The organism is Streptomyces desertarenae (assembly GCF_042681365.1).
Lineage (GTDB): Bacteria > Actinomycetota > Actinomycetes > Streptomycetales > Streptomycetaceae > Streptomyces > Streptomyces desertarenae.
Genome location: NZ_JBHUFU010000005.1, coordinates 61283 through 74045, shown reverse-complemented (window position 1 = coordinate 74045; position 12763 = coordinate 61283). Strand labels below are relative to the sequence as shown.

Sequence of the window (12763 nt, the reverse complement as noted above, 5' to 3'; positions counted from 1 at the left end):
CGGGAATGGTCCCCGGGGGCCGGACGTTCCACCGATGCCGACGGCCCCGGAGCACCGGGGGCCCGTCCGACCACTCAGACTCGACACCGAGGAGCGCGAACCCATGGCGGGAACGGTGACCATGTACAGCACCACCTGGTGCGGCTACTGCCGCCGGCTCAAGGGGCAGATGGATCGCGAGGGCATCGCGTACACCGAGGTCAACATCGAGCACGACCCGGAGGCCGCGGCCTTCGTGGAGAAGGTCAACAACGGCAACCAGCTCGTCCCGACCGTGCTCTTCCCCGACGGCTCGGCCCTCCCCAACCCGTCGATCGCCCAGGTCCGGGAGAAGGTCGGCGCCTGATCCCGCCCCTTCCGCGTACCCGGACCCCGGGTCCGCCGCCCCTCCGGTGTGACGCGCGTCCCGCCGGCGGCGGCCCGCGGATGTCACAACCGGGCGGGCCGTCCTGTCGTACCTCCGGAAACCCCGTGAGGAAGGCGTCCGGCTCCACCGGGCCGGGCGCGCGACGAGCCGGAAGGACACCGCCATGGCCCGCATCTCGCTCTCCCCGCCCGGCACCCTGCTCAACCGCGTCGCCGCCCGGTACTCCCGGCGCGTCCACGGCAAGGTGCTCACCCCCGGTCTGGCCCTCGGCCACAACGCGCGGGTGCTGCTCACCTACGTCCGGCTGGAGCGCGGCGCCGCCCGGTGGAACAGCCTCGACCCGGTGCTCAAGCACCTCGCCGTGACGGCCTCGGCGGCCAGGATCAACTGCTCGTGGTGCATGGACTTCGGCCGCCGGGAGGCCGCCGGGCTCGGGATCGCGGCGGACAGGATCTCCAAGGCCGCGCGGTGGCGCGACCACCGGGCCGCCTTCACCGGGCTGGAGCTGCTGGTCCTGGAGTACGCCGAGGCGATGACCGAGACCGAGCCCCGCGTCACCGACGAGCTCGCCGCCGCCCTGGTCGGGCGGCTCGGCGAGGCCGCCTTCGTCGAGCTCACCGCCGTGGTCGCCCTGGAGAACTACCGCTCGCGCGTCAACAGCGCCTTCGGCCTGGCCGGTCAGGGCTTCTCGGACGCCTGCTCGGTACCGTCGCGGACGTGATCGACGCGGAGACCTTCGAACGGCACCGGCGCATGCTGTTCGGCATCGCCTACCGGATGCTCGGCAGCGTCGCCGACGCCGAGGACCTGGTGCAGGACACCTGGCTGCGCTGCAGCCGGGTGTCCGCCCCGGTGGACAACCCCGGCGGTTACCTGGCCCGTACGGTCGCCAACCTCGCGATCAACCGGCTCACCTCGGCCGCCGCCACCCGCGAGCGCTACGTCGGCCCCTGGCTGCCCGAGCCCCTGATCACCCTGCCCGACGCCGGCGAGGGGGTGGAGTCGGCCGAGTCGGTCTCGCTGGCCCTGCTGGTGGTGCTGGAGAGCCTCTCCCCGCTGGAGCGGGCGGTCTTCGTGCTCAGGGAGGCCTTCGGCTTCCCGTTCGGGGAGATCGCCGGGATGCTGGGGCGCAGCGAGGCGTCCGTACGGCAGGTCGGCCACCGCGCCAGGGAACACGTCCGGGCCCGGCGGCCGCGCTACGACGCGCCGGCGGAAGTGCTGCGCCGGGTCACCGACCGGTTCCTGGCCGCCTGCCTCGGCGGCGACCTCGACCGCATGCTGGAGTTGCTCGCCCCCGGCGTGACGGTGTGGAGCGATGGCGGCGGCAGGGCGAAGGCCGCCGTGCACCCGCAGCGCGGCGCGGACAAGGTCGCCCGCTTCCTCTCCGCCGTGCTCGCCCGGCCGATGGAGGACGCCCGGATGCGCGCGGTCGACGTCAACGGCCGGCCGGGGCTGCTGCTCACCGTCGCGGGCCGCCCCGACACCGTCGCCTGCGCGGAGGTGGCGGACGGCCTGATCACCGAGATCCGCATCATCCGGAACCCCGACAAGCTGCGGCACGTGCCGTCCGGCGGCTGACCCCCGCTCCCGGCGGCCCGGAACCCGGTGGCCCGGACCGGACCCGAAAGGGCGTCAGTCCCGCACGGAGCGCGGTTCGCCGGGGGCGTGGTCGGCGGCGGCGCCGAAGGCACCGCCGGGCGTTTCGCCGAGCCCCTCCTCGATCGCCTCCGCGATCCTCCCCTCCGCCAGGGCGGCCACCGCGTCGACGGCGGCCGACAGCGCCCGGGGGTCCGCCTCCAGGGCGGCGAGGACGTCGTCCACCCCGCGCAGTCCGGCCCGTTCCAGCAACCTCTTCTCGTTGGTCACCCACTCCCCGCGGGCCGCCAGGACCGCGTGCCCGGCCTGCGCGGCCGCGGTGGCCAGGGCTCCGGCGACCTCGGTGAGCCGGCCGTGGGGCGCGTTGCCGGCCTTCGCGTGGGCGAGGGTGAGGCGGGCGGTGTCCCGCCACCGCGCGGCTGCGGTCCGGCGCAGCGCGGGAGGGTAGGACGGGCGGGGCAGTTCGCCGCGCAGCACCCGGTTGAGGGCGAGTTCGGCGACCACCAGGTAGCTGGGGATGCCCGCCAGGTGGAACATCAGCGCCTCGTGGTGGAAGCGCCCCCGCTCCGCCTCGGCGAGCTGGTGCTCCACCACGTCCAGGTCCCGGTAGTGGACGTCGACCCGGCGGCCGTCGACCGTCAGCCAGGCACCGCCGTTGAACACCCCGCCGCCCCACGCGCCGATCCCGAAGACCTCACCGGGCCAGCCGACCGCCCGCAGGTCCTCCGGGTCGAAGGCGGCGCCGCGGTAGTAGACCCCGAGGTCCCAGTCGCTGTCGGCCCGGTGCGTGCCCTGGGCCCGGGAGCCGCCGAGCGTCACGGCCCGGACGCCGGGGAGGCCGGCGAGCCGGTCGGCGACGTGGTCGAGGAAGGTGCGGTCGTCCACGGCGGTCCGTGCTCCTCTCGGTGGTCTCCGGCGGCATCCTGCCCGCCTGCGGCGCCTCCCGTCCACAGCGCGGGCCCGCCCCACCGGCCGCGCCCGACCACCGGGTCCGCAGGGTCCGCCGGGTCACGGCAGCGGGAGCGGCTCCCCGTACCACAGCTCGATCAGCCGCGCCGCGATCGAGATGCCCGACGGCGGCAGCACCTCGCCGGAGGCGAACGCCTCGCGCAGCTCCTCGCGGGAGAACCAGCGGGCCTCCTCGATCTCCTCGCCGTCCACCCGGATCTCGGTGGAGGTGGCGTGCGCCACGAAGCCCAGCATCAGGCTGGACGGGAAGGGCCACGGCTGGCTGGCGACGTACTCGACCCGGCCGATCTCCACCCCGGCCTCCTCGCCCGCCTCCCGCGCGACCGCCTGCTCCAGCGACTCGCCGGGCTCCACGAAACCCGCGAGCGTGGAGAAGCGGCCCTTGGGCCAGTGCACCTGTCGGCCGAGCAGCGCCCGCCCCTCGGGGTCCGTCACCAGCATGATCACGGCGGGGTCGGTGCGCGGGTAGTGCTCGGCGCCGCAGGCCGGGCAGCGGCGGATGTGTCCGGCGGCGGCTATGGCCGTCCGCTCGCCGCAGCGCGAGCAGAAGCGGTGCATCCGCTGCCAGTTCTCCAGGGCCACCGCGTGCACCATCAGGTGGGCGTCGCGCTCGGAGAGCAGCGCGCCCGCCTCGCGCAGCCCCGCCGGGCGGGCCGCGTCGTCCATCCGGCCCGGCAGCGAGTCCTTCTGCAGCGCGAAGTAGCGCACGCCGTCCCCGTCCACGCCCAGGAAGTAGCGGTGCGCCTCGGTCAGCGGCGCGTCGAAGGTGGGCATGGTCACCAGTTCGGCGCGGCCGTCCTCGGTGTCCTCGATCAGCACCTGTCCGCCCGACACCACGAAGCAGCGGGTCGTCGGGTGGCTCCAGGCCGCCCCGAGCCACGCCTCGTCCAGTCGGTGGTGGGCGGCGCGGTCGATGCCGCCGGTGGCGGTGAGCATGACCGGTCGTCGGGCGTCGGCGTTGTCGGACCAGGTGATCACGGCTGCTTCCCACTTCCCCTGGGGCGTGCGCGGTGGTTCGTGTGCGTCCGGCGGCCGCCGGGCGGCCCCGCGCCCGCTCTCCCGCTCCGGGGAGGCCGAGGCGCCCGCCGTCCGTGCGGAGGGCGGGCCGGCCTGGTGTGCGCGCGAGGACTGCGTCGTCCGCGAGCGGCCGGGGTGGTGCTCATGCACCCGAGCCTATCCGGATGCCCCTCCCGTCCCGGAATCGGCCGCGCTGCCCCGCCGGGCCTCCGGGACGCCGGAGCCGCCCGGTTCGGGCGGACGGCTCCCCCGGCCCCGCTCGTCCGGTCCGTGCAGCAGCAGCCGCTCCAGCTCGGCGCGGCCGGGCAGCCGGGCGGGCCGGACCACCTCGCCGCTGCGGACGTGGAGGAAGGCGGCGCGGACGGCCGACAGCGGCAGCCCGTGCCGCTCGGCCCAGGCGAGGCGGTAGACGGCCAGCTGGAGCGGGTCGGCCCGCCCGGAGTGCCCCGTCTTCCAGTCGACGATCTCGAAGCCCCGGCCGTCCTCGTCCCGGTAGACCGCGTCGATGCGGCCGCGGACCACCCGGCCGGCGAGGACCAGCTGGAAGGGCTCCTCGACCCGGTGGGGGGTGCGGCGGGCGTAGGGGGTGCGGGCGAAGGCCTCCTTCAGCTCGGCCAGGTCCCTGTCGTCGTCGGCCTCCGCCGCCGCGGCACCGGCCCGCCCGCCGCCCGCCGGCGCCCCGGCGTCCTCGTCCGCCTCGCCGCCGGGCAGCTCCTCGGGGAAGAGCAGCGGCAGCTCCAGCTCCTCGAAGCGGGACTCCACCCAGGCGTGGAAGCGGGTGCCCCGGCGGGCCGCGGCAGGCCGCGGCGGACGCGGCATGGGCCGGGCCAGGTCCCGGGCGAAGCCGGCGGGGTCCGCGGCCAGGCGGACGAGCTGGGTGGCCGACAGGGAGGCGGGCAGCGGCACCTCGCGCACACCCGACCGCGTCCGGCGCAGTTCGGCGGCGAGGGAGTCCAGGTCGCGGTCCCAGGAGGCGACGAGCCGCGCCTCCTGCGGGGTCAGCTCCCCGTCCTCCGGCCCGCCGCCCGCGTCCGCGCTCGACACGGCGCCCGACACCGCGCCCGCCGCCGTGTCAGCCCCCTCCTCCGGCCGCCCGGCCTCCGCTCCGCCGCCCGGTCGCGTCCGGGGGCGGTCCGGCTCCGTCCGGGGGCGGGGCAGCGCCCGGCCGTCCAGGTGGGCGGTGACCCTGGCGGCCGCCTCCCGGCGGCGGGCCAGGGCCCCCTCGTCCAGCGGCAGCGGCCAGGCGCGCTCCTCGGCGGCCTCCCGCAGGGCGGGGTTCTCCTCGTCCTCCTCCGGTTCCTCCGCCCAGTGCTCGACCTCGCCGTGCCGGGGGTCGGCCTCGCAGTGCTCGCGCAGGGCCTCCAGGAACGACGAGGGGCCGCGCGGCGTCTTCTGGCTCGGCCCCCACCAGTGCCCCGAGCCCAGCAGCAGGGAGCGGGGCCGGGTGAAGGTGACGTAGCCCAGCCGCAGCTCCTCGGTGTACTGGTGCTCCCTGACCGCCTCGTCGTAGTTCTTCCGGTCCTTCGCCGTCCAGCCCTCCAGCTCCGGCAGGGTGGCCGCGTCGCCGCGCAGGGCGGGCGGGAGCACCCCGGGCTGGGTGAGCCAGGACTCGCGGGCCTGCTCGCTGGGGAAGTTCCTCCGCACCAGCCCGGGCACGGCCACCACGTCCCACTCCAGGCCCTTGGACTTGTGCGCGGTGAGCACCTTGACGGTGTTCTCACCGCCCGGCAGCGAGCTGTCCAGGCCCTTCTCGTACTCGGCGGCGGCGCGCAGGAAGCCCAGGAACGCCAGCAGGGTGGCCTGCCCGTCCAGGGAGGCGAAGCCGGCGGCGACGTCCAGGAAGGCGCCCAGCGTCTCGCGGCGGCGGGCGGCCAGGGCGTGGGGCGAGGCGGAGAGCTCGATCTCCAGTCCGGTGACGGACAGCACCCGGTGCAGGACGTCCATCAGCGGGTCGGCCAGCGAGCGCCGCAACTCCCTTATCTCCGCGGCCAGCCGCGCGAAGCGCACCCGGGCCTCGGCCGAGAACGGCAGCGAGTCCTCGTGGCCGCCGGGGTCGAGGAAGGTGTCCAGGGCGTCGGCGAGCGAGACCACCTCGGCCGGGTCGGTGCTCTCCACGGCCGCGGCCAGCCGTGCCTCGACGTCCGCGGCGCCGTCCGGGGTGCGCGGGCCGCCGGGCACCAGCAGCCGGGCGCGCCGCCCCAGCAGGGCCAGGTCGCGCGGGCCGATGCGCCAGCGGGGTCCGGTGAGCAGCCGCACCAGGGAGGCGTTGGCGGTCGGGTCCTGGAGGACCTCGCACGTGGCGACCAGGTCGGCGATCTCCGGCAGGTGCAGCAGCCCGGACAGCCCGACGACCTCGACCGGCACGTCGCGCGCCACCAGGGCGCCCTGGATCTCCGCGAAGTCGGCGGCGGTGCGGCACAGTACGGCGATCTCGCCGGGCGGGGTACCGGTGTTCACCAGGTGGGCGACGGAGTCGGCCAGCCAGGCGATCTCCTCGGCGTGGGTGCGCAGCAGGGCGCAGCGCACCAGGCCGTCGCGCTCGGCGCCGGGTGCGGGGCGCAGCGCCTCCACCCCGGCGTGGCGGGCGCGCAGCGGGGCGGCCAGGGTGTTGGCCAGTTCCAGCAGGCGCCCGCCGCTGCGGCGGTTCTCGCTCAGGGCGTGCCGGCGGGCGGGGGTGCCGTCGGCGTGCGGGAAGTGCTCGGGGAAGTCGTCCAGGTTGGCCACGGACGCCCCCCGCCAGCCGTAGATGCCCTGGCAGGGGTCGCCGACGGCGGTGACGGCGTGGCCGGTGCCCGAGCCGAACAGGCCCGCCAGCAGCACGCGTTGGGCCACGGAGGTGTCCTGGTACTCGTCGAGCAGCACCACGGAGTACTCCTCGCGCAGGATCCGGCCGACCTCGGGGACGTCGCGCGCCAGCCTCGCCGACAGGGCCATCTGGTCGCCGAAGTCGAGCAGTTCGCGCTCGCGCTTGCGCCTGCGGTACTCCTCCACCAGGCCCAGCAGCTCCAGCCGGCCCCGCACCGCCTCGGGCACCCTGCGCAGGGCGGCGTTGGTGAGCTTCACCTCGCCGCCGGTCAGCAGGGCGAGCAGGTCGGTGTCGTACCGCCGCAGCTCCCCGGGCTCCACCAGGTGCTCGGAGAGCTCGCCGTCGAGCGCCAGCAGGTCGCGGACGAGTTCGCCGACGGACTTGGTCAGCGCGGTGAAGGGGCCGGCGGCGGTGCGCAGCACCGAGGCGGCGAGCTGGTACCGGGTGGCGTCGGCGAGCAGCCGGGCCGAGGGCTCGATGCCCAGCCGCAGCCCGTGTTCGGTCAGCAGCTGCCCGGCGAAGGCGTGGTAGGTGGAGATCCGCGGCTCGCCGGGGGCGTGGCCGGGGTCGACCGGGTCCGGATCCAGCACCCCGGCGCGGTGCAGGGCCTTGCGCACCCGGTCGGCCAGTTCGCCGGCCGCCTTGTTGGTGAAGGTCAGGCCGAGCACCCGCTCGGGTGCGACCTGCCCGGTGCCCACCAGCCAGACCACCCGGGCGGCCATCACCGTCGTCTTGCCCGAGCCGGCTCCGGCCACGATGACCTGCGGCGCCGGCGGTGCGGTGATGCACGCCAACTGCTCGGCGGTGAACGGGATGCCGAGGAGTTGCCGGAGTTCGTCGGGGTCGGTGAGCTGTGCGGGCACCCGCAAGACGCTAGCGCGCCGCGCCGACAGCCGTCGCGGTGCGGGGGGCGGCGGGCCGCGGCACGGACCCGGCCCGCCCGCCGGGCGGGCCGCCGGAGGAACGGGCCCGCGCGGGCCGGCGCCCCGTCAACTCCGCGGCCCGGCCGGCTCGCAGACGGCCCTAGACGTCCTCCGTCGGGCCCCGGCCGCCCACGTCGTCCAGGTCCAGGACCTCGGAGGGGTCGGGCTCCTTGATCTCGACCTCGCCGTCGTGGTCGGTGAAGTCCATCACACCGGGCTCGGTCCCGCCCTCGACCTCGACCCGCAGCAGGTAGGGCCGGTCGGCGTCGTTGGCGACGTAGCCCGTGGTCGTCTCCGTGCCGTCCCGCTCGACCAGGGGGACGGCCTCCCGCCCGGCCACGCGCGTCAGTTCGCCCTTGGTCGTCCTGGAGGCGTCGGGCTCGCCCATCGCGCCCATCAGGGAGTCCAGGTCGCAGAAGCCCTCGAAGTCGTCGTCCGAGCCCCGCTCCCCGGCGTCGATCCACCGGTCCTTCAGGATGTCGACGGCGGTGGCGTCCTCCGGCGCGCCGCCGCTCTGGGACCTCCAGAAGCGCTCGTCGCCCCTCATGTACATCCGGTCGTCGGTGCCGACGATCTCGGCGGTGCCGCCGCCCATCGTCATCGATCCGGTGCACCGGCCGTCGTCGGTGAGGGCCATGTCGATGCCCATCACCTCGCCGTCCTCGGTGAAGCGCCCCTCGATCCGCAGCGACCGCAGGCCGTCCATCGCCTCGGTCATCTCCTCGGCGATCCGGGCGGGGGTGCGGTCCGCCAGCGCGGTGCCGCCGGTCCAGCCCTCGGGGAGGCCGGCCGGGCCCCCGCCGCCGTCCCCCTCCTCCGGGGCCCCCGCGGGCGGCGTCCCGTCCAGTCCCAGGGGGAGGCCGCCGCCCGGCCCCGCCGAACCGCCGCCGCTCCCGCCCGAGCAGCCCGCCAGCCCCGCTGCCAGCGCGCAGACGACCGCCGCCGCCAGGACGCCCTTCCTCACGACCACTCCCCCACTCCCCGTTCCTCGCGCTCCCGCGCCCCTCCGCGCGCGGTGCGTCGCACCATGGGACCACAGGAGACCGGCGGCCGGTTCCCCGGGCCGGTTCCGTCCCCTACTCCACGACGTGCCGGCCCTCGGGCCGCGCGCTGCACGCCCCCCGGAAGGAGCAGGTGCCGCAGTGCCGCCCCGGGGAGGGCGCGAACCGTTCGTCCAGGACCCGGCCGGCGGCGTCGGCCAGCAACTCGCCGATCCACTCGCCGCCGCCGTCCTCGCCCAGGGCCCGCTGCCGCTGCACGGCCGGGAGCGCCTCGCCGCCCTCCTTCTTCGGCGCCCCGATCCGCAGTTGGACCAGCTCCGCGCCGCCCGGCTCCGGCCGCCCGTCCGCTCCGCGCTCCAGACCGTCCACGCCGTCGAGGGCCCCTTCGCAGACGGCGAGCTGGTAGACGGCCAGTTGGGGGTGGCGCTCGACCTCGGCGGCGGTCGGCTTGTTCTTCCCGGTCTTGAAGTCGACGACGTACGCCCGGCCGTCCGGCCCGCGCTCGACGCGGTCCATGCTGCCGCGGATGCGCACCTGGTGCCCGCCGGCCTCCAGCGTCACGTCGAAGCCGTGCTCGGTGGCGACCGTCTCACGGCCGAGGTCGCGCTCCATCACGTGCCAGCGCAGGAAGCGCTCCAGCGCGGCGCGGGCGTTCTGCCTCTCCTGCCTCGACTTCCAGGGCGCCTCGAAGGCGAGCGAGTCCCACACCGCGTCCAGCCGCTCCAGCAGCACCGACAGGTCGGCCGGCGTGCCGCCGGAGGCGACCTCGTCGGCCAGGACGTGCACCACGTTGCCGAAGCCCTGGGCGGCGGAGGAGGGCGGCTCGGCCTTCACCTCGCGGCCCAGGAACCACTGGAGGGAGCAGGCGGTGGCCAGCTGGTGCAGGGCGCTGCCGGAGAGGGTGACGGGCTTGTCCCGGTCGCGCAGCGGCACCGCCGAGCGGGTCGGCTCGTACAGGCCCCACCAGCGCTGCGGATGGGCGGCGGGGACGAGGGCGTTGCCGTCCTCGTCGCGCAGCGCGGCCAGCTTCGCCAGCCGCTTCGCGGCGGCCTCGCGCAGCGCCGGGGAGGCGTCCGGGTCGACGGTGGTGGCGCGCAACTCGGCGACCAGCGCGGCCACCGACAGCGGCCGGGGCGGCCGGCCGGTGACGTCCCTGGGTTCGACGCCGAGTTCGGTCAGGAAGCGGGAGGGCTGGTCGCCGTCCTCCGCGGCGGCGCGGACGGCGGTCACGACCAGGCGGTCGGCGGCGCGGGTGGCCGCCACGTAGAACAGCCGGCGCTCCTCGGCCAGCATCGCGCCGGGCGTGAGGGGCTCGGCCAGTCCGTCGCGGCCTATCCGGTCGGGCTCCAGCAGGGAGCCGCGGCGCCGCAGGTCGGGCCAGAGGCCCTCCTGCACCCCGGCGACGACCACCAGCCGCCACTGCAGGCCCTTGGAGCGGTGCGCGGTCATCAGCCGCACGGCGTCGGGGCGCAGGGCCCGGGGGGCGATGGTGTCGCCGGCGATGTCCTGGGCGTCCAGCTCCTCCAGGAAGTTGAGGGCGCCGCGCCCGCCGACGCGCTCCTCGGCGCGGGCGGCGGCGGCGAACAGCGCGCAGACGGCGTCCAGGTCGCGGTCGGCGTTGCGGCCGGCCGGGCCGCCGCGCAGGGCGGCCCGCTCCAGCCGGTCCGGCCAGGTGGTGCCGTCCCACAGGATCCACAGCGCCTCCTCGGCCGTGGCGCCCGCGGCCAGCGCCTCGCGCGTCCTGCGCAGCAGCAGGCCGAGTTCGCGGGCGCCGCGCGCGTGGGAGGGGTCGTGCGCCGCCAGCCGCTCGGGCTCGGCCAGCGCCTCGGCCAGCAGTTCGTCCGAGGGGCGGGGGACGGCGCGGCCCGCGGCGCGCTCCTCCTCGCGCAGGGCGCGGCCCAGCCGGCGCAGGGCGGCGCCGTCCATGCCGCCCAGCGGTGAGGTCAGCAGGGTGAGCGCGGTCTCCACGTCGATCCGGCACCCGCCGGGCCGCTCGGCGCCGGGCTCCTGCGGCCCGGACTCCTCCGCCCCCGGCTCCGCGGCGTCCGCCGGCCCGGCCACCGCGGCCCGGGCCGCCACGCGCAGCGCCGTCAGCAGCGGGGCCACGGCCGGCTCCCGGCGCAGCGGGACGTCGTCGCCGTCCAGTTCCACGGGGACGCCCGCCGAGGTCAACGCGCGCCGCACCGAGGGGAGCGTGCGGTGGCCGGCGCGTACCAGCACCGCCATCTCCCGCCACGGGACGCCCTCCTCCAGGTGGGCGCGGCGCAGCAGGTCGGCGATGTTGTCCAGCTCGGCGCCCGGGGTGGGGTAGGTGTACACCTCCACCCGGCCGCCCTCCCGCACGGGGGACAGCTCCCGGTGGGCCCGGACGGCCTCGGCCGGGAGCCGGGTGAGCGGCATGCGGGCGGTCAGCCGCCGGGTGGCCTCCAGGACCGCCGAGGCGGAGCGGCGGCCGGTGCGCAGCACCGCGACCGGGGCGGGGGAGCCGTCGCGGCGCCGGAACTGCTCCGGGAAGTCGAGGATGCCGTTGACGTCCGAACCGCGGAAGGCGTAGATCGACTGGTCGGGGTCGCCGAAGACGACCAGGGTGCGGCCGTCCCCGGCGAGCGCGCGCAGCAGCCGCACCTGCGCCGGGTCGGTGTCCTGGTACTCGTCGACGTAGATCGCGTCGTACCGGGCGGCCAGCCGCGCCCCGATCCCGTCGCGTTCGGCCAGCAGCACGGCGCGGTGCACCAGCTCGGCGTAGTCGAGCACGCCCTGGAGGTCCAGCACGTCCAGGTACTCGGCCATGAAGGCGGCCGCGGCCCGCCAGTCGGGGCGGCCGGCGCGGCGGGCGAAGGCGTCCAGCGCCGCCGGCCCCAGCCCCAGCTCCCGGCTGCGGGCCAGCACCGCGCGCAGTTCGTCGGCGAAGCCGCGGGTGGTCAGGCAGGCCCGCAGCTCCTCGGGCCAGCCGGCCCGGTCGCGGCCGGCCCCCTCCAGGTCCGCCTGGCCGGCCAGCAGCTCGCGGATGCGCAGGTCCTGCTCCGGGCCGGAGAGCAGGCGCAGCGGCTCGGCGAACAGGTCGGCGTCCTGGTGGGCGCGGACCAGCGCGTAGCAGTACGAGTGGAAGGTCGTCGCCTGCGGGGCGACACCCTCCACCCGGGCCGCCATCCGGTCCCGCAGCTCGACCGCCGCCCTGCGGCCGAAGGTCAGCACGAGGACGCGCTCCGGGTCGGTGCCGCGCCGCAGCCGCTCGGCGACGGACTCCACCAGGGTGGTGGTCTTGCCGGTGCCGGGGCCGGCGAGGACCAGCAGCGGCCCGTCGGCGTGCTCAACCACCGCGCGCTGGTGTGCGTCCAGTGCAGGGGGGCACACCGGACCGGGCAGGTCACGCACCAGTCGGTACGTGTCGGACTTGAGGGAGGAGCTCACGTGGATCGCCGGTCCTGGTCGCTGTGCTGGATGGTGCAGACGGTACGCCAGTCGGCTGCCGAGGCGCAGCTCGTCCCCTTCGTCCCCCGGTCGGGCGGCTCGCCCCATGGCTGGGGTCGGCATGACGGAAGCTGGTACGTGTGAGGAGTCCTGCGTCCGGGACGACCCGGCCCCCCGCAGCCCCCGGAGCACCGCGCGCGGCCGCCGGCGCGGCGGGGCGCGCGTCAGCCGTCCGTGCGCCCGTCCGGTTCGCCCGGCCCGGCCCCGCCGTCCCAGCGGGCCCGGCGCATGTCGATCCGCACGGGGCCCGGTCCGCCGCCGGCCGCGCCGCCGCGCAGCGGGGTGCCCTCCCGGCGGTAGTGGGCCAGCGCGCGCCCCTCGTGGCAGACCGGCGGCAGCCCTCCGGCCCGCACCACGCGCCACCAGGGGACCGCGCCGCCGTAGAGCGCCATCACCCGGCCCACCTGCCGGGGGCCGCCCTCCTCCAGCCACTCGGCGATGTCGCCGTACGTCATCACCCGGCCCGGCGGAATGCGCTCCACCACGGCCAGCACCCTCTCCGCGTACTCCGGCAGCTCGCCGACGGGACCGCTCATGACGGCCATGGTGCCCCATGGCGCCGGTGCCCCGTGCGGGGGCCGGTGCCCCGGCCGGCGTCGCCGGCGCGCTCCCG

9 protein-coding genes are annotated in these 12763 nt (G+C 76.8%); 3 read left to right on the top strand and 6 right to left on the bottom strand.

The features are described 5' to 3' along the window. Positions 1-103 precede the first annotated feature (103 nt). The 3 genes from ACFSJS_RS10190 to ACFSJS_RS10180 all read left to right on the top strand — a co-directional run bounded on the left by ACFSJS_RS10190 (position 104) and on the right by ACFSJS_RS10180 (position 1945). Positions 104-346 (top strand): mycoredoxin, encoded by a 243-nt coding sequence (locus tag ACFSJS_RS10190; protein ID WP_155071830.1) that lies wholly within the window; start codon positions 104-106, stop codon positions 344-346. Between the two features lie 184 nt (positions 347-530). Then, positions 531-1088 carry a carboxymuconolactone decarboxylase family protein gene (locus ACFSJS_RS10185; RefSeq protein ID WP_380899018.1) on the top strand — a complete coding sequence of 186 codons (558 nt, stop codon included), beginning with the start codon at positions 531-533 and terminating at the stop codon, positions 1086-1088. Next, positions 1085-1945 (top strand): RNA polymerase sigma-70 factor, encoded by an 861-nt coding sequence (locus ACFSJS_RS10180; protein WP_380899017.1) that lies wholly within the window; start codon positions 1085-1087, stop codon positions 1943-1945. The genes ACFSJS_RS10185 and ACFSJS_RS10180 overlap by 4 nt, the downstream gene beginning before the upstream one ends. 54 nt (positions 1946-1999) lie before the next feature. On the opposite strand, the gene ACFSJS_RS10175 is transcribed toward ACFSJS_RS10180, so the two are convergent. From ACFSJS_RS10175 to ACFSJS_RS10150, 6 genes are all read right to left on the bottom strand, one after another. After that, positions 2000-2848: a nucleotidyltransferase domain-containing protein gene (locus ACFSJS_RS10175; protein WP_380899016.1), complete on the bottom strand. Its 849-nt coding sequence runs from the start codon at positions 2846-2848 to the stop codon at positions 2000-2002. A 123-nt stretch (positions 2849-2971) separates the two neighbouring features. After that, on the bottom strand, positions 2972-3910 hold the full coding sequence (nudC, locus tag ACFSJS_RS10170) for an NAD(+) diphosphatase (protein WP_380899015.1): 939 nt from the start codon (positions 3908-3910) through the stop codon (positions 2972-2974). Between the two features lie 195 nt (positions 3911-4105). After that, complete coding sequence (locus tag ACFSJS_RS10165) at positions 4106-7618, bottom strand: ATP-dependent DNA helicase (RefSeq protein ID WP_380899014.1); 3513 nt, start codon at positions 7616-7618, stop codon at positions 4106-4108. Between the two features lie 160 nt (positions 7619-7778). Beyond that, positions 7779-8642, bottom strand: coding sequence for a hypothetical protein (locus tag ACFSJS_RS10160; RefSeq protein ID WP_380899013.1), 864 nt, complete (start codon positions 8640-8642; stop codon positions 7779-7781). Positions 8643-8754: 112 nt separating this feature from the next. After that, the gene (locus ACFSJS_RS10155; protein WP_380899250.1) at positions 8755-12054 is read right to left on the bottom strand and encodes an ATP-dependent helicase; all 3300 of its coding nucleotides are present in this window, start codon (positions 12052-12054) and stop codon (positions 8755-8757) included. A 260-nt stretch (positions 12055-12314) separates the two neighbouring features. After that, on the bottom strand, positions 12315-12686 hold the full coding sequence (locus ACFSJS_RS10150) for an MGMT family protein (RefSeq protein ID WP_380899012.1): 372 nt from the start codon (positions 12684-12686) through the stop codon (positions 12315-12317). Positions 12687-12763: the final 77 nt, after the last annotated feature.